Raw genomic sequence first — 23,061 nt, 5'->3', positions numbered from 1 at the left:
CGCGTACGTATCACGAGCCGCAGTATGTCTTTTGCCAAACACTTGCATCTTGGCAACCGATTACCGCGTAAAATTGAATGCTGCGCTGACGACGGAGAAAGTCTCCGAAAGTTCCCGTTGGTCGGCTGCACATGTAGCAACAGATAACAGACGTCGCCTTGCGCAGAACAGGGGTGGGATCATGAACACCATGCTTTATCCGGAACTTTATAAATCGCTCGAGTCGGTTCGATGGGATATGGAGAAGGACATTCCCTGGGACAAATTCGACGCGTCGCTGCTCACCGATGAGCAGGCGGCGACCATCAAGATGAACGCGATTACCGAATGGTCGGCGCTGCCCGCCACGGAAATGTTCCTGCGTGATAACCACCATGACAGCGACTTCTCGGCATTCATGAGCGTGTGGTTTTTCGAAGAGCAGAAGCATTCGCTGGTGCTGATGGAATATCTGCGCCGCTTCAAGCCGGAGATGTGCCCGACGGAAGAAGAACTGCACGCGGTGCGATTCGAATTCGATCCGGCGCCGCCGCTCGAAACGCTGATGCTGCACTTCTGCGGCGAAATCCGCCTGAATCACTGGTATCGCCGCGCGGCTGAATGGCACACCGAGCCCGTCATCAAGGCGATCTACGAAACCATTTCGCGCGACGAAGCACGTCACGGTGGCGCGTATCTGCGCTACATGAAGAAGGCGCTGACGAACTTCGGCGACGGCGCACGCGCTGCGTTCGCAAAGATCGGTGTGCTGATGGCATCCGCGCGCCGCACGGAAAAGCCGCTGCACCCCACTAATCTGCACGTGAACCAGTCGCTGTTCCCGCGCGACACCGTTCAATCGCGCCTGCCCGATCCGGAGTGGCTCGAGCGCTGGCTCGACGAGCAGATCCGTTTCGACGACGGCTGGGAAAAGAAGGTGGTCGAACGCATTCTGCATAACCTGTCCATTCTCTTCGAGCGCTCGTTCACGACGGCTCAGGAACTGAACCGGTATCGCAAGGAAGTCGTGACGCGTCTGCAGGCTGATCAGCAGGCTGCGCAACAACCGGCCTGACAAGGGCCGCGCGCCCGCCGGGTGAACCGCCCGGCGCGTCGCACAGACATGCAACACATGCAACGGCCCGGCAGGTGAGAACCGCCGGGCCGTTTTCTTTTTTACCTTGTTGCGGGCGTGCATCTTCTATCATCGGAGCCACGCCTCGTCTCTCAAACCCGCTCAACGATTGCTCTCATGGCCGCTACCTTCGAACGCAAGCTCACGACCCGCGACGCTCTCGCTCAACTTCGCCCGTCGCTGACGGGCCCCGTGGTGTTCACGAACGGCGTCTTCGATATCCTGCATCGCGGGCACGTCACGTACCTCGCGGACGCGAAGGCACTGGGCGCGACGCTGATCGTCGGCGTGAACAGCGATGCGTCGGTGCGCATGCTGGGCAAGGGCGACGACCGGCCGATCAACAACGAAGCCGACCGGATGGCGCTGCTGGCGGCGCTGGAGAGCGTCGACTGGGTGGTGTGCTTCGGGGAGCAGACGCCCGTTGCGCTGATCGACGCACTGCGTCCGGACGTGCTCGTGAAGGGCGGCGACTACGACATGGACAAGTTGCCGGAATCCGCGCTAGTGCGCGGCTGGGGTGGCAAGGCGCTGGCGATTCCGTTCGAGCACGACCGCTCGACGACGGCGCTTCTGAAGAAGGTGCGCGCTCAGGACTGAGCACAATGTGACGCGGGTTTCGCGCCCGCGTCGTAGATCGCTTCCGCGTTACTGCGGCAGCGCCGAAGCCGCGATCGGCGCAACGGGTGCCGGACCGCCGACGACAGCCAGATCCGCAGCATCGGCGGACGACATTGGCTGCACACGCAATTGGTCCGGACGGACCTGCCGGTTCAGGTGATTCGGCTCGCGCGGCCCGGCGGCCGGCGACGGGCCGAACAGCCCGCGCATCGTGACGAACGCGAGGATGTTGGCGAGAAAGAGCAGGGCGAGTAGCCAGCGCAGCATCGTTGAAATTCTCCAGCTTGCTTGTTCAGTTGCCCGGCGTTCAGGCCGGGTTGGCGTCCGTCGACGGATTGGCCGATGCCTGCGTGGCGATCAGCGCGAGTCCCGCCAGCACGAGCGAGTCGTGACGCGTGTACGGCACGCCGAGCGCCTGCACCAGTTCGCCCGCGGCGCCGCCGCTCACGACGAGCCGCACGGGCACTTTCCATTCGTCCTGCAGATCGCGCCACATCCGCTCGATCAGTCCAATCTGCGCCAGCGCGCATCCCGACGACAACGAACGCGGTGTATCGGTCGCGAACCACGCTGCGCGCGCGAGCGGCGCGCTTTGGCCCGTCGCACCGGCGGATTCGCTGTCGAGCAGGCCGCGCGCGGCCGTGGCATCGAGTGTCGGCAGTTGCGCCGTGTGCTCGCCGAGCGAGCGCATCATCAGCGACCAGCCCGGCGCGATCAATCCGCCGACGAACACGCCGTCGGCGTTCAATGCTTCGAGCGTCGTCGCCGTGCCGAAAGTCGCAATCAGGAGCGGCTCGCCCGGAAATGCGGCGCGCGCGCCGATCATACCGGCCCAGCGGTCGCTCCCAAGCTGCGTCGGCGTCGTGTACGCGTTAGTGACGCCACATTGCTGCGCGGCCGAACGGATCGTCGTGCGCGCGAGGCCAGGCCAGTACCGGTCGATAAACGCATCGATACGGCGCGCCGCCGCTTCCCCGGCAACATTCGATAACCATGCCGAACCGGGCGCGGGCAACGTCGACCAGTCAGGTTCGTGTCGAGATTGCAACGGATCTCCAGTGCCTTTCACCAGTTGGCCACCGTGCGAAAATGCGCCTGCTTGCGTCTGTGTACCATCCGCGTGAACCAGCGCCCATTTGACGCGGCTATTACCCGCATCGATCAGCAGATACGGCGCGCTCATGCAGCGCCGCTTTCGTCGTCCGCGAGACGCAGTGACACGTCTCCCGTCGCGATGGCTTGCTGGCCGGACGGCGTATCGAGCAGCAGTTGCCCGAGATCGTCGACGCCCGCCGCGACGCCGCGCGCGACTTCCACGCCTTGCTCGAACAGCACGACATCGCGTCCCGCGTATGCATGGCAGCCGTTCCAGCGTTGCCGGAACGGCGCGAAGCCTTCTACGCCGAAGCGCTGCAAGGCAGGTTCGAGCGCGTTCAGCTCTGCGGCGAGGGTGTCAGTGAGATTCGCGTTCGGCAGAGCACGCGACAGCGCCGTTGGCGCCGCGCCGCGCGCCTGCGCAGGCACGCCCGCATTGAGCGCGCCGACCTTCGCGGCGAGTTCCTCGGCGCCCTTCACATTCGTGCCGATGCCGATCACGACAGCGCTCGCGTCCGGCGTGCTCCATGCCGTTTCGATCAGGATGCCGGCGAGCTTGTCGCCTTCGAGCAGCACGTCGTTGGGCCATTTCAGCGCGATCTGGCCGGGACCGGTCACGGGCAGCGAGCGCAGGCCGTCGACCAGGGCGACGCCGACCGCGAGGCTCAGTCCCGCGAGTCCTTCGAGCGGCCTCGGCAGCACGCACGCGACCGAGAACAGCAGCGCATTGCCGGGTTCCGCATACCAGGGGCGGCCGCGCCGGCCGCGTCCTGCCGTCTGAAGATAGGCGACGCGCACGATTGGCCGCGCGAGCGCGCCGGGTTCGCGCGGCAGCGCCTTCACACGGGCCATCAGGTCGGCGTTGGTCGAGCCGGTTTCTTCGACGATTTCGATCGGCCAGTCATTGGCGGACGGGCCGAACAGCGCCACGGCGCGCTGCCGGTCGATTCGCCAGTCGCCCGAAGGGCTTGGGGAGAGTGGAGTATTCATGAAGGGTATTTTAGCCACTGCGCCTGTCGTCGTGATCGATAGATGCGCTGGCCGCGCTTTGTTCACAAGATGCGCGCGGCATGCATGGGCGGGCATCCCACCAGGGCCCAATCTCGAACGCTTCGTTACAATGCCCGTTAATCCGATAACCACATCCAGCGATCCTTGAACTACGACACTCCTCCCGGCCTCGAAGTCGCGGCAGGCAGCCAGGGCAAGATCGTGCGCCTGTCCGGCCAGTGGACGGCGCTCGCGCTCGCGCGCGACCGCCTGCACGGAAAGGCGCTGCCGCGTTTGCGTGAACTGATCGACAGCCGCGCGCACGTCGCGCAATGGGATCTGTCGCGAATCGAGCGGATGGATCACGTGGGCGGCCAGGCGCTGTGGCGCGTGTGGGGCTACAAGCTGCCCGTCGATCTCGTCGCGCTCAACGATACGCAGCGCGATATCTTCGACCGTATTGCGCTGCTCGACACCGCGCGCGAGAACCCGGAGCCCGTGCATCGCTTCGATCCGTTCACGAAGCTCGGCCTCGGCATCTTCGCGCTGTTCGAGCATCTGTATGGCGGCGTCGCGATGTTCGGCCGTGTGATCCTCGATCTGCTGGTGATCGCGCGCAATCCGAAGCTCGCGCCGTGGAAGGAGATTTCGGCGAACGTCTACAGCGCGGGCACGCAGGCGCTGCCTATCACAGCGCTCGTCGCGTTTCTGATCGGCATCGTGCTGAGCTACCTGTCCGCGCAGCAACTGCGGCTGTTCGGCGCGAACCAGTTCATCGTGAATATTCTGGGGATGTCGGTGCTGCGCGAGCTGGGGCCCGTGCTGTCGGCGATTCTCGTCGCGGGGCGCTCAGGCTCGGCGATCACCGCGCAGATCGGCGTGATGCGCGTGACGGAAGAACTCGACGCGATGCGCGTGATGGGCATTCCACACGGCTTGCGCCTGATCCTGCCGCGCGTGGTCGCGCTGTCGCTGGCGATGCCGCTGCTCGTGATGTGGACCAATATCGTCTCGCTGATCGGCGGCGCGCTTGCCGCGAAGCTCGTGCTGCAAATCGACATGTCGTACTTCGCGCGCGCCTTGCCGACCGTCGTGCCCGTCGCCAACCTGTGGATCGGGCTCGGCAAGGGCATGGTGTTCGGCATGCTGATCGCGATCGTCGGCTGTCATTTCGGCTTTCGCATCAAGGCCAATTCGCAGAGTCTCGGCGAGGGTACGACGACGTCCGTGGTTACGTCGATCACGGTCGTCATCCTTGCCGACGCCGTGTTCGCGATTCTCTTTCAGAACGTGGGGCTGTCATGATTGCGCCGCTCACCACTGCCGTACGGGACCAGCCGTTGCCGGAGATCGCGGAAACCGTGATCGAGGTGCGCAACCTCACCAAACGCTATGGACGCAACATCGTCCATCAGCATCTGGATTTCGACGTGCGGCGCGGCGAGATCGTGTCGATCGTCGGCGGCTCGGGTTCGGGCAAGACGACGCTCATGCGCCAGATTCTCGGGCTGGAGCGGCCGACGTCGGGCAGCATCAAGGTGTTCGGCGAGGACATGTCCTCGCTCGATAAAGACGAAGCCCGATTGATGCGTGTGCGCTCGGGCATGCTGTTCCAGCAAGGCGCGCTGTTCTCGTCGCTGTCGGTGTTCGACAACATCGCGCAGCCGCTGCGCGAGCTCGGCAAGGTGCCCGACGATCTGCTGCGCGACATCGTGATGCTGAAGCTCGAAATGGTCGGGCTGCCGTGCAAGCACGCGTCGAAGATGCCGGCGGCGCTGTCGGGCGGGATGATCAAGCGCGTGGGCATCGCGCGCGCGATCGCGCTCGAGCCGGAACTGCTATTCCTCGACGAGCCGACGGCGGGCCTCGATCCGCAGGCCTCCGACGAATTCGTCGAACTGATCAGCGCGTTGCATCGCGCGCTCGGCCTGACCGTGGTGATGGTGACGCACGATCTCGATACGATGGTCGCGCTGTCGACGCGCGTCGCGGTGATCGCGGACCGCAAGGTCATCGTCGCGGCGCCCGTCGAGCAGGTGGCGGGCTTCGATCATCCGTTCATCCACGAGTATTTTCTCGGGCTGCGCGGACGGCTCGCGTTGCAGGGATTGTCGCCGGAGCGGCGTGCGAAGCTGCCGCCCGAAGCGCTGGAGCCCGCGTCGGAAGCGATTCCGCTGCGTACCGCGCCATGAACGCCGAAGGAACCTGACAATGGAAAACAAATCACACGCCTTCTGGGCCGGGCTCTTCACCGTCGTGATGGTGGTCGCGATCGCTGCGGCGGCGTTTCTTTTCAATGTCGACAGGTCGGTGCGCATACCTTTCGATCTGATTGCGCGGACCAATGTCACAGGTTTGTACCCGGATGCTGCGGTACGATATCGCGGCCTCGACGTCGGCAAGGTGCAGTCGATCAAGTTCGATCGCGCGCATCCGGGGCAGATTTTGATCCGCATTCTCGTCGACAAGAACGCACCGATCACCCATTCGACGTTCGGCACGCTCGGGCTGCAGGGCGTCACGGGCCTCGCGTTCATCCAGCTCGACGATACGGGGAAGGATCTCGCGCCGCTCGTCTCGTCGGCCAAGGACGTCGCGCAGCTGCCGATGCGTCCGGGCCTGTTCGATCAGCTGCAGGCGCGCGGCGACGTGCTGCTTCGGCAGATCGAAAAGACCGTGCGCGATGTCGACTTGCTGCTGTCGCCGGAAATGCGCGACCAGTTGATGGCGACAGCGGCGAGCCTGCAGCACGCCGCCGACGGCGTCACCACGCTCACCGCGCAGATGGGCCCCGCCGTCGGCAAGCTGCCGGGCACGCTCAATCAGCTGGATCAGACGCTTGCGTCGACGAACCGGATGATCACCAGCCTGAACCGTCCGGACGGTCCGCTGGAAGGCACGCTGAACAAGGTCGGCACGGCCGCGCAGCAGGCGGGCGACGCGCTGACGGCGATGAACGCGACGCTGCAAGACATTTCGGCGCGCGTCGGCTACGACACGTTGCCGCGCGTGAATTCGCTGGCGGAAGACGTGCGCTCTGCCGTGCGCTCCGTCGATCGCGCCGCGAACACGTTCGACGAAGCGCCCAACAGCTTGCTGTTCGGCGCGCCGCGCGCCGCGCCCGGTCCTGGCGAACCGGGCTTCGTGTGGCCCGCGGGCCACGCGGCCAAATGAATTTCAAAGGAAACAAGCATGTCACACTCGATCAACCGTCTCTTCACCTCGCGCGCCGCGCTCGCTGCGGTGCTGCTCGCGCTAGGCGCGCTGGCCGGCTGCGCGGGTAATCCGGCCGCGCTCTCCGACATCCGCTACGACCTCGGCCCGGCGCCGCTGCCGGGCAGCACGGGCACGATGCCGGCCATCAAGGTGCTCGAGGTCACCGCGCCGACCACGCTCGATTCCGACAAGCTCATCTATCGCATGACATATTCGGACTCACAGCAGACGGCCTCGTACGCGAACAGCCATTGGACCATGCCGCCCGCGCAACTCGTCACGCAGCGGCTGCGCAACGCGCTGTCGTCGCGCGGCACGGTGCTTACAGGCGGTGACGGCGTGCGTGCGCCCGTGCTGAAGGTGGATCTCGACGAGTTCGAGCAGGATTTCGACGGCCAGTCGGAGAGCCACGGCTCCGTCACCGCGCGCACGACGCTGTTCGTCGACGGCAAGGTGGTTGGGCAGCGCACCTTCATCGCCCGCGCGCCAGCGAGTTCGGCCGATGCCGCCGGCGGCGCGCGTGCAATCGCCGCGGCCACCGACGACCTCGTCGCGCAGATTTCCGCCTGGCTCGGCGTGCAGGCGCTCGTCGCGCAGCAATGACGCGTTGTCGCGCAGTCACGGGAGCGCTGGATGGCTGACAAGCCGTGGCAGCGGCGGCCGTCGGCGTTTGCGAGGCAGGCGCTGGTGCTGTACGCGGCGCTGATCGTTTACGGGTCGTGGTATCCGTTCTTTGGCTGGCGCTCGCTCGGCATCGGTCCGCTCGACTATCTGTTCGATCCTTTCCCGCAGTATCTGACGGCTTTCGATGTCGTCACGAATGTGCTCGGCTATATGCCGTTCGGCGCGCTGGTCGTGCTCGCCGTCTATCCGCGCTGGCGCGGCGCAATTGCCGTGGCGTTCGCATTCGGGCTCGGCACGCTGCTGTCGGGCTTGATGGAAGCCGTTCAGACCTATCTGCCGACGCGCGTCGCGTCGAATCTCGATCTCGCCGCGAACGCGCTGGGCGCGCTGCTTGGCGCGACGCTGATGTCGCCGTTGACAGGCGCGCTGCTCGATCGCGGCATGCTGCGGCGGATGCGCTTCCTGTGGTTCGAGCGCGATAGCACGGCGGTGATCGGGCTGGCGGCCTTGTGGCCGTTCGCGACGATGTATCCGGCGCCGCTGTTGCTCGGCCTGGGCTCATGGCCGCGCGAGTTGTGGCTGCGCTCGGACGCGTCGATGCAGGATGCGTTGCTCGCCTGGGCGCCCGCCGCGTGGCACGTGCCGGCATGGCCTGCGCTGGTCGCCGCATGGATGCCCGACGATGCGTGGGAAGCCATCATCACCGCGCTCAATCTGCTGGCGGCAGGCGCGCTCGCTTCGCTGCCGATGCGCGAGCGCGCGCCGCGCGTGCGTCTTCTGATCGCGTTCGTCGTGGCGACGCTCGCCGTCAAGGCGGGGGCGACGTTTCTGCAATCGCAATCGGGCCTCGCGTTCAACTGGGCGACGCCTGGCGCGTTGATCGGTCTCGCCGGCGGTTTCATCGCGATGCTGTTGACGCTGAAGCTGCCGCGCAGTTCGCGCGTTGCGCTCGCGGCGATCGCGCTGGTCGTTTCGCTCGTGGTCGTCAATCTGCTGCCCGTGAATCCGTATTTCGACGTCGTGCTCGCCGACTGGCGGCAAGGCCGCTATCTGCATTTCAACGGCCTCGCGCGCTGGCTCGCGTGGATGTGGCCGTATGCGGCGTTGGTGTGGGTCGGGTTGTCGGCGGAACGCGCATTGCTGTCGAAGCGGCGCGGGCCGCGCGCGTGACAGGCATGCATGCTGGGTCGATGCCGATGCGGCGACATCAGCAGCGATCTGCGACGTTCGATCCCCGTCGTTATAATCGACGGGACCACCTATCCCCGCTTACGGCGAGCCGCGTCATGCATGCGCAGCGCTTCGTCCACGCACCTCACACGTCGGCCATCATGGATTCCTTCTTTAAGTATCACGTCTTTTTCTGTCTGAATCAGCGCGAAGAGGGCGCAACGCGTCCGAGTTGCGCGAACTGCGGTGCGCAGGAAATGCAGGAATACGCGAAGAAACGCGTGAAACAGCTCGGCCTTGCGGGTCCCGGACAGGTGCGCATCAACAAATCGGGGTGTCTCGACCGCTGCGAGGAAGGGCCGACTGTCGTCGTGTATCCGGAAGGCGTCTGGTACACCTACGTCGACAAGAGCGATATCGATGAGATCGTCGATTCGCATCTCGCGAACGGCAAGATCGTCGAGCGCCTTCTCATCGACCGCTGATCCGTAGCGTTTCAACCGCGTCACTCGTCCACACAAGATGAACGTACACACGAAGAAATATCTGATCGACGGCCCGGTGGGCAAGATCGAAGTCGCCGTCGACGTGCCCGACGCCAGCCGCGACGGCGGCGCTGCGCCGCGCGGCATCGCGCTGGTCGCGCATCCGCACCCGCTGTTTGGCGGCACGATGGACAACAAGGTCGCGCAGACGCTCGCGCGCACGCTGGTCCAGCTGAACTACATCACCTATCGCACGAATTTCCGCGGTGTCGGTGAAACGCAAGGCACGCATGACGCGGGCGTTGGCGAGCGCGACGATTTGCGCGCCGTGCTCGACCACATGCGCGCGCAGCCCGGCCACGCCGACCTGCCGCTCGTGCTCGCGGGCTTTTCGTTCGGCACGTTCGTGCTGTCGCATGTCGCCGCGCGGCTGCGTGAAGAAGGGCAGGAAATCGAGCGGATGGTGTTCGTCGGCACGGCGGCGAGCCGCTGGGAAGTCGCGCCCGTGCCGGAAAACACGCTCGTGATTCACGGCGAAACCGACGATACCGTGCCCATCCAGTCGGTTTTCGACTGGGCGCAGCCGCAGGAACTGCCCGTCGTCGTGATTCCGGGCGCGGAGCATTTCCTGCATCGCAAGCTGCATATCCTCAAGCGCATCATCGTCGACGCGTGGCGCTGATTTCACGGCGCCGGTGCATCGCGAAAACATGAGCGGCCGCGTGCCGCTCATGTTGTAAAAAGCCCGCGAAAAATGCGGGAAAACTCCATGACGTACGGCAAATTGTCAGGCGGCAGCACGTATAATGAGCGCTCTTTTTTGGGCGCAGCATTGCCCGTCTGGTGGATCGAATCGCCTCGCTCGTGAGTTCATGGCAGCGGATTCGGCGCGAGATGCGAGGCGCGCTGCGCGAACCGACCGCGTGACAGACAGTCTGACGAGCAGTCAAAAATACGCCGTGCCGCGCTTATGTCACTTTTTCAGTTGTACCGCTTGTGACACTCGCGCGCGGCGGAGTCTGCCCGTCCGGCATCACGCGAATCATCCGAACTGCGCATCCTGCGCACCAGCCCATTTCTGCCCGAATCGATCCTATGCGCTTTTCGAATCCCGGCTCTGTCAGCCTTCCCAGCCTCGTTTCTTTCGTTCCGCAATCCGTCGCCAGCAAGCTGGCATTGGGTCTTGCGCTGCCCGCCGCGCTGATCGCCGGCACCGCGTTCGCGCAGGTGCCGCCGCCGGGCGTGAACGCGCGTTCGTGGGTGCTCGTCGATGCAACCAGCAACCAGGTGCTCGCATCGGGCAATCCGGATGAACGCGTCGAACCGGCGTCGCTGACCAAGCTGATGACGGCTTACCTCACGTTCGAGGCGCTGCAGACCAAGAAGATCACGATGGACCAGTCGATCAATCCGAGCGAGGCCGTGCGCCGCGTGAGGAACGACGAATCGCGGATGTTCATCGAGGCGAACAAGCCCGTCACGGTGCATGATCTTGTCTACGGGATGATCATCCAGTCGGGCAACGACGCCGCTATCGCGCTGGCTGAACTGGTTGGCGGCAGCGAGGCGCAGTTCGTCAACATGATGAACGTGGAAGCGCAGAAGCTCGGCATGAAGAACACCCACTTCGCCGACGTGAACGGCATGCCCGACGCGCAGCACTACACGACGGCGGGCGACCTCGCCATCCTGTCCGCGCGTCTGATCCGCGACTTCCCTGACTACTACAACATCTTCTCGGTCAAGGAATTCACGTATAACAAGATCAAGCAGCCGAACCGCAACCGTCTGCTGTGGATCGACCCGACCGTCGACGGCCTCAAGACAGGTCATACGCAAGCGGCTGGCTACTGCCTGATCGCGAGCGCGAAGCGTCCGCTGCCGGGCGTACCCGATGCGTCGCGCCGTCTGGTGACGGTGATGATGGGCGAGCAGAAAGAACATGACCGCGTGCAGGACAGCCTGAAGATGCTGAACTACGGCTATTCGGCATACGACGCGGTGCGTCTGTACAAGGCGAATCAGGTGGTCGAGACGCCGCGTGTCTACAAGGGCTCGCAGGATACCGTGAAGCTCGGCGTCAAGACGGACCAGTACATCACGCTGCCGAAGGGCATGGCCGACAAGGCCAAGCCGCAGGTCGAGCACGTCGATCCGCTGATCGCGCCGATCGCCGAAGGTCAGCAGGTCGGCACGGTGAAGTTCGTGGCCGACGGCAAGACGCTCGCGCAGGTGCCGCTCGTCGCGCTGCAGGCGGTGCCGCAGGCGGGCATCGTCGGCCGCGTGTGGGATTCGATGATGCTGATGTTCAACAAGAAGAAGTAAGCCGGTAACAGGTAGAAAACCTGCGGCTTGCTTTTTCGCCGCTCGCAATCATATAGGCTGATTGCGAGCGGTGAGTAAAGGAGTCGAGCATGAATGCCGTGAAAGAATCATTGATAGATTTTCCGTGTGATTTCCCCATCAAGGTGATGGGCAAGTCGCACCCCGAGTTCCAGACGACGATCGTCGAGGTGATCCGCCAGTTCGACGGCGGTTTCGATGCGGAACGTATCGAAGTGCGGCCGTCGAGCGGCGGCAATTACACCGGTTTGACGGTGACGGTGCGCGCGCTGAATCGCGAGCATCTGGATGATATTTACCGGGCGTTGACCGGGCATCCGATGGTGAAGGTCGTGCTGTAAATGATGCTCCGGCGAGCAGACGAGGGCGCGCTCAGCGTTCCGTCTGCGCCGCCGCTTTCCGGACGTGCAAGGCGTCCGGCTCAGCTGGTGTCTCTTTCTTTCCCTGCGTTTTATCCGTCGTCGAGCGCTTCGCGCTCTCGCTACATGCGCTCTCGAATAGTTGCTTGAAGCGCCCGACTTCGTCGAACACCCAGTCGCGGAACGCCTTCACGCGAGCCGTCTGCAGCATCTGCGGCGTGCAGATGAAGTAGTACTGCCACGGGCTCGGTCCGTCGATATTGAACAGCCGCACGAGCCGGCCTGCCGCGACTTCGTGCATCGCGAGCGAGCGGCGGGTCAGCGCGATGCCCTGGCCGTCGATGGCCGCCTGCAGCAAGTTCGACGAGTCCTGATACAGCACGCCGCGCTTCGGTTCAGGCCAGTCCGTGAGGCCGGCCGCGTCGAACCACGGACGCCATAGCTCGTCGTCGGAGCGCAAGAGCGGGACGTTGGCGAGATCGGCGGGCATTTTCGGCAGATTGCCGCCGTTGAAAGTCGGCGAGCACGCCGGGAAGAACATCTCTTCGAGCAGCAACTCGGCGTGTAGGCCCGGATAGGGGCCGTAGCCGAAGCGGATCGCGCAATCGACGTCGTCGCGGGCGAAATCGGTGAGCGCGTTGGTCGACAGCAGTTCGAGATCCCACTGCGGATTCGCCTCGATGAACCGGCCGATGCGTGGCGTCACCCAGCGCGCCGCGAACGACGACAGCATCGACACGACCAGCCTCCGGTCGCGGTCGCCGGCGCGAATCTCGCGCGTCGCTTCCGCCAGCGAGATCAGCGCCGTGCGCACCTGCGCGGCATAGCGGCGGCCGATATCGGTGAGCCGCACGCGCTTGCCGTCGCGGGCGAAGAGCTTCACGCCGAGCTCTTCTTCGAGGGCGCGAATCTGATGGCTGACGGCGCCGTGCGTGACGTACAGCTCGTCGGCGGCGCGCGAAAAGCTCTCATGACGGGCTGCGGCCTCGAAGGCCTTGATCGCGTTCAGTGCAGGCAGCTGGCGGAGGTCCATCGCAATTTTTCTCACATAAGGGTGAAAATTGATCGTTTGGCGTAAACCCTTGTCGCATATACGATTGTAGCCATGAAACGATTTTTGGCGAGGCCATCATGCGAGAAATTTCCTCTAGCATCACGTTTGAAATCGTAGCCGGTGAAACCGTTCCGATGAAGATCACGCGCAGCACGCGCCTGGCTGTTTCAGGCGGCGCGGTGTGGGTGACCCGCAGCGACGACGTCGAAGATTACTGGCTCGAACCGGGCAAGACGCTGCGTCTGCGGCGCGGCGAGCGGCTGTGGCTGTCCGTCGAGCGCGGCACGCAGGCGCGGGTTGCGTTTTACGTGCCGACTCGGCCCGAACAAAAGGCGCTCAACTGGGCCGCGCGCGTCAGCGAACGCCTTGGCGCATGGCTGCGCGCCGGATGGCGCACCGTCTGATCTCTGCTTCTGATCCCAGTTATTGCCCGCTTGGCCGGCGAGGCGCGCGGGATTTCGGTAAACTGCCGGAATCATGTGTGCCACGCCGGTTTCACCGTCCCCCGAGTCTTCGAGTTCCATCCAGCCGGACGCCGTTGCGTCCGACGCCGCGGCGCAAAGTCACTCCGCGCAGCCGGTGATCGTGCGCTGGCGCGGCTCGGAAGACTATCAGGCCAGCTTCGACGCGATGCGCGCGTTCACTGATTCGCGCACGCCTGAAACTTCAGACGAAATCTGGCTCGTCGAACATCCTCCTGTTTTCACGCTCGGCCAGGCCGGCGATCCCGCGCATCTGCTCACTGCCGACAGCCGCATTCCGCTCGTCAAGGTCGATCGCGGGGGCCAGATCACGTATCACGGCCCCGGGCAGGTGGTCGCTTATCTGTTGCTCGATTTGCGCCGTCGCAAGCTGATGGTGCGCGAGCTGGTGACGCGGATCGAGCAGGCCGTGATTGACACACTCGCGGCGTATAATCTCGCCGGTACACGCAAGGCGGGTGCGCCGGGCATCTATGTCGCGCCTGAGCAGCCGGACGCCGGATTGCACGTTGGCGCGAAGATCGCCGCGCTGGGCCTGAAAATCCGTAGCGGGTGCAGTTATCACGGCGTCAGCCTCAACGTGAAAATGGACCTGCAGCCGTTTCTCACCATCAACCCATGCGGTTACGCGGGGCTCGAAACAGTCGACATGGCGACGCTAGGCGTCGCAGCCGGCTGGGACGACGTAGCCCGAACCCTTGCAGCAAGCCTCATCGCCAACATCGACGGCATCCCCGCAGCCGTCGGCCTACCGCAGGCCGGTGCCATCACCGCCTGACTGGAACGAACGAATGACTGACGTTACCGCGAATCCCGCAGCCTCGAGTCCTGTCAACGCCGCCGCTCCGGCGCCCTACGACGCGACCGCCAAGCAGAAGGCGCAAGCCAAGACCGCGCGCATTCCGATCAAGATCGTTCCGATCGAAAAACTGAAGAAGCCCGACTGGATTCGCGTGAAGGCGGCGACGGGCAGTTCGCGTTTCTACGAGATCAAGCAGATTTTGCGTGAGCACAATTTGCATACGGTGTGCGAGGAAGCGAGCTGCCCGAACATCGGCGAGTGCTTCGGCAAGGGCACCGCGACGTTTATGATCATGGGCGACAAGTGCACGCGCCGCTGCCCGTTCTGCGACGTTGGCCATGGCCGCCCGGATCCCCTCGATCCGGAAGAGCCGCTGAACCTCGCGCGCACGATTGCCGCGCTGAAGCTGAAGTACGTGGTGATTACGAGCGTCGATCGCGACGATCTGCGGGATGGTGGCGCGGCGCACTTCGTCGAGTGCATCGCGAAGACGCGTGAGCTGTCGCCGGAAACCCGCATCGAAATCCTGACGCCAGACTTCCGTGGCCGTCTCGATCGTGCAATCGGCATTCTGAACGCGGCGCCGCCCGATGTGATGAACCACAATCTTGAAACGGTGCCGCGTCTGTACAAGGAAGCGCGCCCAGGTTCGGACTATGCGCATTCGCTGAAGCTGCTGAAGGATTTCAAGGCGCTGCATCCGCATGTCGCGACGAAGTCTGGTTTGATGGTCGGGCTTGGCGAAACGGAAGAAGAAATCCTCCAGGTGATGCGCGATCTGCGCGAGCACAACGTCGATATGCTGACGATTGGGCAGTACCTGCAGCCGTCGGAGCACCATCTGCCAGTGCGTGCGTATGTGCATCCGGATACGTTCAAGATGTACGAGGAAGAAGCGTACAAGATGGGGTTCACGCATGCGGCGGTTGGCGCGATGGTGCGGTCCAGCTATCACGCTGATGTGCAGGCGCACGATGCAGGCGTAGTGTGAGGTTTGTCTTTGTCTGTTGGCAGATGCCGTCCGACTGAAAATGCCCGCGCAAGCGGGCTTTTTTATGTCTGCGACGCTGGGTGGTTCGCTTTGGGTTTGCGCTGGCATCCGCGTTTTGTTAGCTTGCTTCAAGCGTCGCCCCTGTGCGGGGCGGCACCTACTTTTCTTTGCCGCCGCAAAGAAAAGTAGGCAAAAGAAAGCGGCTAACACCGCCAGTTCTAGTTCTTGCCTGAGGGCCCTCAAACGTTCTTACGCTTCACACGGCAACCACGTGACCTATGTTCGTTGCCAGCGCTCTTGCGGTGCGTCTCACCCGCTTCACGCTCCCGCACTAAAGCACGCCATGCCAGTTATGCCACGGCCGCCCAGGTGGCAAACTGTGTGTAGGCCGCAGTACCTCACGCGCCTCACTTCGGACCGATGGCGCACGCGTTCCACCCTGTAAGAGCGCCACGCTATACGCCGCGACAACCTACACACAGTTTGCCACCTGGGCGGCGGAAACCATTCGCTGCCGCTAGCCCAAGTTCGGGTGTTTGAAGTGGGTGAGGCGCTCATTCGACGGGTTGGTAACGAGCGCCAACAGAGACGTTGCCGTGTGAAGCATAAGACCGGTTGGGGGCCCTCAGGCAGGAAGAAATGTTGGCGGTGTTAGCCGCTTTCTTTTGCCTACTTTTCTTTGCGGCGGCAAAGAAAAGTAGGTGCCGCCCCGCACAGGGGCAACGCTTGAAGCACGAAGGCATAGCGCGGATGCCGGCGCAAAAGCAAGACCAAAACCAAAACCAGAAGCAATTCGCGGACGCCAGCGCAAAAGCAAGACCAAAACCACCAAAAGTGTGCGCGCCACAACAAACAACACAAGCCCGCGCAGCCCCCATCTGTTGCAAATGCCACAAAAAACCAAAACACACAAAACTACAACAACGCAAATCTATGCAACACTAGTCATCAAGAGATCCGGACGCCTGCGTCCCGCAACAACGACGCATGCTTTCCGGGCGATCGCGGAAGTCCTGAAGCGTCGTGCCTATGTTGATCCTGTTGAACTTGCTGTCGGGTGTCGCGTTGCTGGTGTGGGGCACGCATATCGTGCGCACCGGCATTCTGCGCGTGTGGGGCGCCGATCTGCGACGCGCGTTGGCGCGCAGCACGAATAGCCGTGCAAAGGCATTCGCAGCAGGTGTCGGCGTCACGAGTCTCGTGCAGAGCAGCAATGCCACGGCGATGATCGTCACGTCGTTCGCGGCTCAAGGCATGCTGCCGCTAGCAAGCGGCCTCGCCATCATGCTCGGCGCGGATGTCGGCACGGCGCTGATGGCGCGCATTCTCACACTCGATCTGTCGTGGCTGTCGCCGTTTCTGATCGTCTTCGGCGTGCCGCTCTTTCTCTCTCGCAAGCAGAACCGTCTGGGCCAGGTCGGCCGCACGGCAATCGGGCTGGGACTGATTCTGCTGGCGTTGCATCTGATCGTCGAAGCCGCGCAGCCGATGATGCACGGCGCCGGCGTGCGCGTCATGTTCGGCGCATTGACGGGCGACACGATGCTCGACGCGCTGGTCGGCGCGACTTTCGCTGTCATTTCGTATTCGAGTCTCGCAGCCGTGCTGCTGACGGCGACGCTAGCTTCGTCGGGTGTGATCTCGCTGAAGGTGGCGCTGTGTCTCGTGGTCGGCGCGAACCTCGGCAGCGGACTGCTCGCGCTGGCGGGCACGGTCGCGCAGAACACGGCGGCGCGCCGTCTTGCGCTCGGCAGCCTCGCGTTCAAGCTCGCGGGCGCGCTGCTGATCCTGCCGTTCACATCGCTGCTCGCGCGTGGCTTGCCTGTCCTGATCAACAATCCCCGCGAATCCGTAGTCGGCTTCCATGTGATCTACAACACGCTGCGCTGCTGCGCATGCATGCCGCTCATCGATGCCGTCGCGCGGGCTTGCTGCCGCGTGCTGCCCGAGCGGCCGGACCCGAACGGTCAGCTTCGTCCGATTCATCTCGACACCGCATCACTTGCCACGCCCACGCTCGCGCTGTCGAATGCCGCGCGCGAAGTGCTGCGCATCGGCGACATCGTGCGGGCGATGCTCGACAACGTCTCGCATCTAATCCATCACAACGATCTGACCAAGGCGCGCGACACGATTCGCATGGACGACGACGTCGATCATCTCTATGCCGAGGTCAAAACCTATCTCGCTCGCATTTCACGTGAGCAACTCGATGACGCCGACAGCCGCCGCTGGACCGACATCATCGCGCTGACGATCAACCTCGAGCATGCGGGCGACATCATCGAACGCATCGTCACCGACATCGAAGAGAAGAAGATTGCGCACCGGCTCGCGTTTTCAGAAGAGGGCTTGAGCGAACTCGACGATCTGCACACGCGGCTGGTCGGCAACCTGCAACTGGGCATGTCGGTGTTCCTGAACAACGACCTGCGTTGCGCGGAGTTGCTGCTTGCGGAGAAGGAGCGTTTCCGCGATCTCGAGCGCGCGTATTCGTACAAGCATCTCGACCGGCTCGCGGGTCAGACGTTGCGCAGCGTCGAAACGAGCGCGCTGCACCTCGACGTGATCAGCGATATGAAGCGGCTCAACTCGCTGTTCTGTTCGACCGCTTACCCGGTGCTAGATGCTGCAGGTGCGCTGCACGATACGCGGTTGCGCAAGCGCATGCATGAAGAGGTGCCGGCCGTGAACGCGCCGCAGCAAATCTGACGCGGCACGCGCGCGACATCAGGCAAGTATCACCTTGCCCACTTTGCGCTTGAGCTGCGCGAACGTCGCGACTTCCGTCGCCTTGCGATTGGTAATCAGCAGATCGATCTTCTCGGGCGGGCAATACGCGATGCGGCTGCGCTGGCCGATCTTGCTGTAGTCCGCGAGTATCACGACGCTATCCGCATTGGCGACCATCGCGCGCGCGACTTCCGTTTCCGCGCGATCGTAATTGCTCGCGCCGTGCTTCGGATCGACGCCAACAGGCGACAGCAGCGCGAAATCCGCGCGATAGCGCTGGATATCGAGAATCGTCGTCTCGCCCGTGGTGGATAGCGCACGGTCGCTGATCGAGCCGCCCAGCAAAATGACTTCGTTTGCCGACGACTCGCGTTTGTCCGGCGCGCCGCGCATCTTCATCGCGACGTCGATCGAGTTGGTGATGATGGTCAGGTTCGCAAGCTTCGCGAGTTCATCGGCGAGTGCCGCGGTGGTCGTGCCGGCATCGATGAAAAGCGTCTGTCCGCTCGCGACCACACCCGTCGCCGCCTTCGCAATGGCCTTCTTCGACTTCACGTGCGCCTGCGCGCGTTCGGAGATGGGCGCTTCGTCGGCGGGCTTGATCGCGCCGCCATGCACGCGGCGCAACTCGCCGAGCGCTTCGAGATCGAGCAGGTCGCGCCGCACGGTTTCGCGCGATACGCCCAGGTCCGCCATGATGCGCTCGGTCGACACGCGTTTGAGTGTCGAGAGCAGCGCGCGTATTCGTTGATGACGGTCTTCCTGCCACATGCGTATCGTCCCTCGCCTGGTCGTATTTAACGTTTTGCGTGCTGCCCGTTGCGCCGCTTGCTATGCGCGCGTTTCGGTATAAACCACTACCAACGGATTATGTCGATGCGATGTCAAAATGCATGACAGATGGGTTGCCTGTGTCCTTTGCGGTTGTATTTTTTTGGGAGCTTGCAACTTTGGGTATTTGTATTTAGCCTTCGCATTTTGAGACATTCGCGCCCGATTTGAAACATCGCGAACAGCGCATTTTCGAAAACGAAATGAAATATCCGCTGCGCAATGTTCCTGGCAAGCGGGATGTCGTGCATTGACAGGCTTGCGTCGCTTCGCGGATGGAGGAGCATCCATTCGCGATCCTCAGAATAAGATACATCGGCGCACGCAGGCCGCAGTTCCATCAGATCTTTGTGAAGGCAAGCACGATGGGCAACGGGATCGATCAGGCATTAATCGCAGACTGGCCGTATCCACGGCTCGTCGCGCATCGCATCGGCGGCAAGCTTGCGCCGGAGAACACGCTCGCGGGCTTCGAGATGTGCGCGCGCTTCGGCTACAAGATGATCGAGTTCGACGCGAAGCTCTCTTCCGACGATCAGATCTTCCTGCTGCACGACGACGACCTGGACCGCACGACCAGCGGCCACGGCCCGGCCGCGCAACATACATGGCATCAACTGGCATCGCTCGATGCAGGCGCCTGGTTCGATCCGCGCTTCGCAGACGAACGCCTGCCGACGCTCTCACAAGTGGCGGCGCGCTGCGCGGTCGACGCGATTGCAGCGAACATTGAAATCAAGCCTTGTCCTGGCCGCGACGAAATCACGGGGCGCCTTGTCGCGCTCGCGGCCAAAGACCTGTGGCGCGCGCAGAAGCCGCTCCTGTCCTCGTTCTCATTCGAAGCATTGAAAGCCGCGCGCGACGCCGCGCCGTCGCTGCCGCGCGGCATGTTGTTCGAGGCGCTGCCCGACGACTGGCTCGCCATCGTGCGCGAACTCGGCTGCGTATCGCTGCATGCCGACCACAAGCATCTGACGCAACAGAACATCCGCGCGATCCGCGATGCCGGCCTGCGCGTGCTCGCGTACACGGTGAACGAGCCGGCCCGCGCGCGTGAACTGGCGAAGTGGGGCGTTGACATGATTTGTACCGATCGCCTCGATATGATCGGCGCGGACGTCGTGAACTAAGTCAAAAGCGTGCGTACGCGCACATCGAAAGACGTCGACATGCAGTTTTCCTAACGTAGCAATTTTCGGCAGAGGATGAGAAAACTATGAAACCGACCACGTTGCGTTGTTTCATTTCGGCGTCGGCGCTGGCCGGCGTGGCAGCCGCGGGGAATGCCGTTGCAGCGCCGCCCGATGCGCTCGTCGCAGCGGCGAAGCAGGAAGGACAGCTGACCGTGATCGCGCTGCCGCATGACTGGTGCGGCTATGGTCCGATGATCGCGGACTTCTCCAAGAAATACGGCATCAAGGTCAACGAGCTGAACCCGGACGCAGGTTCGGGCGATGAAGTGGAAGCGATCAAGGCGAACAAGGGCAACAAGGGTCCGCAGGCGCCCGACGTGATCGACGTGGGTCTGTCGTTCGGTCCGGCGGCAAAGGCGCAAGGTTTGCTGCAGCCATACAAGGTGTCGACGTGGAAGTCGATCGCGAACGAGAACAAGGACCCTGAAGGCTACTGGACGGGCGACTATTACGGCGTGCTGTCGTTCGAAGTGAACGCCGACATGATCGACAAGGTCCCGACCGACTGGGCCGATCTGCAAAAGTCCGACTACAAGAACGCCGTGTCGCTCGCGGGCGATCCGCGCTCGGCGAACCAGGCAATCCAGGGCGTGTACGCCGCCGGTCTTTCCGCTGCCAAGGGCGATGCGAGCAAGGCCGCGCAAGCCGGCCTCAAGTACTTCGCCGATCTGAACAAGAACGGCAACTTCGTACCCGTGATCGGCAAGGCCGCATCGCTCGCGCAAGGCACGACGCCCATCATCGTGCGCTGGGACTACAACGCACTCGCGGATCGCGACACGCTGAAGGGCAATCCGAAGGTGCAGGTGGTCGTGCCGAAGACGGGCGTGGTTGCTGGCGTCTATGTGCAGGCTATCAGCGCCTACGCGCCGCATCCGAACGCCGCGAAGCTGTGGCTGGAATACCTGTACTCGGACGAAGGCCAGATCGGCTGGCTGACGGGCTATTGCCACCCGATCCGCTACAACGAGCTGGTGTCGCAGAAGAAGGTGCCGCAGGCGCTGCTCGACAAGCTGCCGCCCGCATCGGCATACAAGAACGCGGTGTTCCCGACACTGCAGCAGCAGGACGCGACGAAGGAAGTCGTGACGAAGCAGTGGGACTCCGTGGTCGGCGCGAACGTCAAGTAAGCGCTGCATGATGCGATGCGGGCCGCGCTTTCGGTCCGCATCGCGCGCCGGATGGAACGGCGAGACGAAGCGGTTGAGTTTGTTCGAGGGTGAGTTATGAGCGCTTCATCGGGAGCCGGGCCGGGCGGTCAGGCGGACCTGCTGGTTCCGTCTGTGCCGCAACCAGCGCCGAAGGTCGACGGCCCGGGCCGGACGTCGCCTGTCTGGACATGGATCGGCGTGCTGCCGTTCTTCATCTTCGCGCTGCTGTTTCTGATTCTGCCGACGGGCTTCCTGATGGTCGGCGCGTTCCAGGACGCGCAAGGCCACTTCACGTTCGCCAACATGCGCGAGCTGTTCCAGGAAGGCGTGATGGACGCCTACTGGATCAGCTTCAAGGTCAGTGCGGCTTCGGCATTCGGCGGCGCGGTGCTCGGCTCGCTGCTCGCGTGGGCGGCCGTGCATGGCAAGCTGCCAGGCTGGATTCGACCGACGCTGATGACGTTCTCCGGCGTCGCCTCGAACTTTGCGGGCGTGCCGCTCGCGTTCGCGTTCATCTGCACATTGGGGCGCGTCGGTCTCGTGACCGTGCTGCTGAAGAAGTACGCGGACATCAATCTCTATTCGACGGGCTTCAGCATCCTGAGCTTCTGGGGCCTGACGATCACTTACCTGTATTTCCAGATTCCGTTGATGGTGCTGATCATCACGCCCGCACTCGACGGCCTGAAGCGCGAATGGCGCGAGGCGTGCGATTGCCTCGGTGGCACGGCTTATCAGTATTGGCGTCATGTCGCGTTGCCCGTGCTGTGGCCGAGCGTGCTCGGCGCGACGCTGCTGCTGTTCGCGAACTCGTTCGGCGCGGTGGCGACGGCGTATGCGTTGACGGGCAGCTCACTTAACATCGTGACGATTCTGCTGTACGCGCAGATTCGCGGCGACGTGCTGCACAACCAGAACCTCGGGTATGCGCTCGCGCTCGGCATGATTCTCGTGACGGGGCTGTCGAATGGCGGCTATATCTGGCTGCGTTCGCGCGTTGAAAGGGGCCGCCGATGAACAGGCAATCGCGCGTGGGCGCATGGACGGCGATGATCGTCGGCTCCCTGTACTTTTTGATTCCGCTGATCGCGACCTTCGAATTCAGTCTGCGCATGCGGCGCGGCACATACAGCTTCGATGCGTACAAAGTGGTGCTTGGCGACCCGCATTTTCAGGCATCGTTCGGTTACTCGATTCTGATGGCGCTGCTGACGATCGTCGTCGGCGTGCTGCTCGTCGTGCCGACGGCGTACTGGGTGCAACTGCGCCTGCCGAAGCTGCGCGGCATCGTCGAGTTCATCACACTGCTGCCGCTCGTCGTGCCTGCCATCGTGATCGTGTTCGGCTATCTGCGCATCTACAACAGCAGTTCGATTCTGCCGCTCACCGCGAACGAACGCGCGACCGATCTGCTGCTCGTGTTCGGCTACGTGACGCTGTCGTTGCCGTACATGTACCGCGCGGTCGATGCAGGCCTGCGTGCCGTCGATATCCGCTCGCTGACGGAAGCGGCCGAATGCCTCGGCGCGAACTGGCCGACCATTCTCTTCAAGGTGATCTTTCCGAATATCCGCTCAGGCATTCTGTCGGGCGCGTTTCTCACCTTTGCGGTCGTGATCGGAGAGTTCACGCTTGCGAGTCTGCTGGACCGGCCGGCGTTCGGCCCGTATCTGCAGCTGATCGGCGCGAACCGCGCGTACGAGCCGTCGGCGCTCGCGATCATCGCGTTCGCGGTCACGTGGGCGTCGATGGGACTGATACAGGTGTTCGGCTCCGCGCGCACGCTCGCCGCGCAAAAACCCTGATG

24 protein-coding genes are annotated in these 23,061 nt (G+C 63.4%); 19 read left to right on the top strand and 5 right to left on the bottom strand.

Going from position 1 to position 23,061, the window contains the following annotated elements:
- The first annotated feature begins 181 nt into the window (after positions 1 to 181).
- Positions 182 to 1,054 carry a ferritin family protein gene (locus BLT65_RS11830; protein ID WP_091777897.1) on the top strand — a complete coding sequence of 291 codons (873 nt, stop codon included), beginning with the start codon at positions 182 to 184 and terminating at the stop codon, positions 1,052 to 1,054.
- Between the two features lie 177 nt (positions 1,055 to 1,231).
- Positions 1,232 to 1,714, top strand: a complete 483-nt coding sequence (gene rfaE2 / locus BLT65_RS11825) for a D-glycero-beta-D-manno-heptose 1-phosphate adenylyltransferase (RefSeq protein WP_007577755.1) — start codon at positions 1,232 to 1,234, stop codon at positions 1,712 to 1,714.
- Positions 1,715 to 1,762: 48 nt separating this feature from the next.
- Here rfaE2 and BLT65_RS11820 read toward each other — a convergent pair whose 3' ends face one another.
- From BLT65_RS11820 to BLT65_RS11810, 3 genes are read right to left on the bottom strand one after another with little or no spacing between them, the layout of a single operon-like run.
- Positions 1,763 to 2,002 (bottom strand): hypothetical protein, encoded by a 240-nt coding sequence (locus BLT65_RS11820; protein WP_007577754.1) that lies wholly within the window; start codon positions 2,000 to 2,002, stop codon positions 1,763 to 1,765.
- A gap of 40 nt (positions 2,003 to 2,042) precedes the next feature.
- Entirely contained in the window at positions 2,043 to 2,918 is an 876-nt protein-coding gene (locus BLT65_RS11815; RefSeq protein ID WP_091777895.1) for a type III pantothenate kinase, read from the bottom strand.
- A complete protein-coding gene (locus tag BLT65_RS11810; RefSeq protein ID WP_091778143.1) occupies positions 2,915 to 3,820 on the bottom strand; it encodes a biotin--[acetyl-CoA-carboxylase] ligase in 906 nt (301 codons plus the stop codon). The genes BLT65_RS11815 and BLT65_RS11810 overlap by 4 nt, the downstream gene beginning before the upstream one ends.
- 165 nt (positions 3,821 to 3,985) lie before the next feature.
- Here BLT65_RS11810 and BLT65_RS11805 point away from each other — a divergent pair, with 165 nt between their 5' ends.
- The 9 genes from BLT65_RS11805 to BLT65_RS11765 all read left to right on the top strand — a co-directional run bounded on the left by BLT65_RS11805 (position 3,986) and on the right by BLT65_RS11765 (position 11,999).
- A complete protein-coding gene (locus tag BLT65_RS11805) occupies positions 3,986 to 5,125 on the top strand; it encodes an MlaE family ABC transporter permease (RefSeq protein ID WP_042306392.1) in 1,140 nt (379 codons plus the stop codon).
- On the top strand, positions 5,122 to 6,012 hold the full coding sequence (locus BLT65_RS11800; RefSeq protein WP_042306391.1) for an ABC transporter ATP-binding protein: 891 nt from the start codon (positions 5,122 to 5,124) through the stop codon (positions 6,010 to 6,012). Before BLT65_RS11805 ends, BLT65_RS11800 begins: the two co-directional genes overlap by 4 nt.
- A 19-nt stretch (positions 6,013 to 6,031) precedes the next feature.
- Complete coding sequence (locus tag BLT65_RS11795) at positions 6,032 to 6,994, top strand: MlaD family protein (protein WP_091777893.1); 963 nt, start codon at positions 6,032 to 6,034, stop codon at positions 6,992 to 6,994.
- A gap of 18 nt (positions 6,995 to 7,012) precedes the next feature.
- Positions 7,013 to 7,639 (top strand): ABC-type transport auxiliary lipoprotein family protein, encoded by a 627-nt coding sequence (locus BLT65_RS11790; protein WP_091777891.1) that lies wholly within the window; start codon positions 7,013 to 7,015, stop codon positions 7,637 to 7,639.
- Positions 7,640 to 7,669: 30 nt separating this feature from the next.
- The gene (locus BLT65_RS11785) at positions 7,670 to 8,830 is read left to right on the top strand and encodes a VanZ family protein (RefSeq protein WP_042306388.1); all 1,161 of its coding nucleotides are present in this window, start codon (positions 7,670 to 7,672) and stop codon (positions 8,828 to 8,830) included.
- Positions 8,831 to 8,991: 161 nt separating this feature from the next.
- Positions 8,992 to 9,315 (top strand): (2Fe-2S) ferredoxin domain-containing protein, encoded by a 324-nt coding sequence (locus tag BLT65_RS11780; RefSeq protein WP_035986890.1) that lies wholly within the window; start codon positions 8,992 to 8,994, stop codon positions 9,313 to 9,315.
- Between the two features lie 37 nt (positions 9,316 to 9,352).
- Complete coding sequence (locus tag BLT65_RS11775) at positions 9,353 to 9,997, top strand: alpha/beta hydrolase (RefSeq protein ID WP_042306387.1); 645 nt, start codon at positions 9,353 to 9,355, stop codon at positions 9,995 to 9,997.
- A gap of 413 nt (positions 9,998 to 10,410) precedes the next feature.
- Positions 10,411 to 11,640 carry a D-alanyl-D-alanine carboxypeptidase family protein gene (locus tag BLT65_RS11770; protein ID WP_091777889.1) on the top strand — a complete coding sequence of 410 codons (1,230 nt, stop codon included), beginning with the start codon at positions 10,411 to 10,413 and terminating at the stop codon, positions 11,638 to 11,640.
- 89 nt (positions 11,641 to 11,729) lie between these two features.
- A complete protein-coding gene (locus BLT65_RS11765; protein WP_042306385.1) occupies positions 11,730 to 11,999 on the top strand; it encodes a DUF493 family protein in 270 nt (89 codons plus the stop codon).
- Positions 12,000 to 12,030: 31 nt separating this feature from the next.
- On the opposite strand, the gene BLT65_RS11760 is transcribed toward BLT65_RS11765, so the two are convergent.
- Positions 12,031 to 13,050: a transcriptional regulator GcvA gene (locus tag BLT65_RS11760; protein WP_091777887.1), complete on the bottom strand. Its 1,020-nt coding sequence runs from the start codon at positions 13,048 to 13,050 to the stop codon at positions 12,031 to 12,033.
- Between the two features lie 98 nt (positions 13,051 to 13,148).
- Between BLT65_RS11760 and BLT65_RS11755 the strand changes: the two genes are divergently transcribed.
- The 4 genes from BLT65_RS11755 to BLT65_RS11740 all read left to right on the top strand — a co-directional run bounded on the left by BLT65_RS11755 (position 13,149) and on the right by BLT65_RS11740 (position 18,058).
- A complete protein-coding gene (locus BLT65_RS11755; RefSeq protein WP_091777885.1) occupies positions 13,149 to 13,475 on the top strand; it encodes a DUF2917 domain-containing protein in 327 nt (108 codons plus the stop codon).
- 73 nt (positions 13,476 to 13,548) lie between these two features.
- The gene (gene lipB, locus BLT65_RS11750) at positions 13,549 to 14,331 is read left to right on the top strand and encodes a lipoyl(octanoyl) transferase LipB (protein ID WP_091777883.1); all 783 of its coding nucleotides are present in this window, start codon (positions 13,549 to 13,551) and stop codon (positions 14,329 to 14,331) included.
- 13 nt (positions 14,332 to 14,344) lie between these two features.
- Positions 14,345 to 15,346, top strand: a complete 1,002-nt coding sequence (gene lipA / locus BLT65_RS11745) for a lipoyl synthase (protein ID WP_042306381.1) — start codon at positions 14,345 to 14,347, stop codon at positions 15,344 to 15,346.
- Between the two features lie 1,029 nt (positions 15,347 to 16,375).
- Complete coding sequence (locus BLT65_RS11740; RefSeq protein WP_042306380.1) at positions 16,376 to 18,058, top strand: Na/Pi cotransporter family protein; 1,683 nt, start codon at positions 16,376 to 16,378, stop codon at positions 18,056 to 18,058.
- Positions 18,059 to 18,076: 18 nt separating this feature from the next.
- Here BLT65_RS11740 and BLT65_RS11735 read toward each other — a convergent pair whose 3' ends face one another.
- Complete coding sequence (locus BLT65_RS11735) at positions 18,077 to 18,850, bottom strand: DeoR/GlpR family DNA-binding transcription regulator (RefSeq protein WP_091777881.1); 774 nt, start codon at positions 18,848 to 18,850, stop codon at positions 18,077 to 18,079.
- A gap of 425 nt (positions 18,851 to 19,275) precedes the next feature.
- On the opposite strand from BLT65_RS11735, the gene ugpQ reads away from it, so the two are divergent.
- The 4 genes from ugpQ (at position 19,276) to BLT65_RS11715 (ending at position 23,059) form a co-directional block, all read left to right on the top strand.
- Positions 19,276 to 20,040, top strand: coding sequence for a glycerophosphodiester phosphodiesterase (gene ugpQ, locus BLT65_RS11730; protein ID WP_042306422.1), 765 nt, complete (start codon positions 19,276 to 19,278; stop codon positions 20,038 to 20,040).
- 86 nt (positions 20,041 to 20,126) lie between these two features.
- Positions 20,127 to 21,233 carry an ABC transporter substrate-binding protein gene (locus BLT65_RS11725; RefSeq protein ID WP_091777879.1) on the top strand — a complete coding sequence of 369 codons (1,107 nt, stop codon included), beginning with the start codon at positions 20,127 to 20,129 and terminating at the stop codon, positions 21,231 to 21,233.
- Positions 21,234 to 21,329: 96 nt separating this feature from the next.
- Positions 21,330 to 22,271 (top strand): ABC transporter permease, encoded by a 942-nt coding sequence (locus BLT65_RS11720; protein WP_042306376.1) that lies wholly within the window; start codon positions 21,330 to 21,332, stop codon positions 22,269 to 22,271.
- Positions 22,268 to 23,059 (top strand): ABC transporter permease, encoded by a 792-nt coding sequence (locus tag BLT65_RS11715; RefSeq protein WP_091777877.1) that lies wholly within the window; start codon positions 22,268 to 22,270, stop codon positions 23,057 to 23,059. The genes BLT65_RS11720 and BLT65_RS11715 overlap by 4 nt, the downstream gene beginning before the upstream one ends.
- Positions 23,060 to 23,061: the final 2 nt, after the last annotated feature.

This window comes from Paraburkholderia steynii (genome assembly GCF_900100565.1).
In the GTDB taxonomy this organism is placed as follows: domain Bacteria; phylum Pseudomonadota; class Gammaproteobacteria; order Burkholderiales; family Burkholderiaceae; genus Paraburkholderia; species Paraburkholderia terrae.
This window is presented reverse-complemented; position numbering and strand designations above follow the sequence as displayed.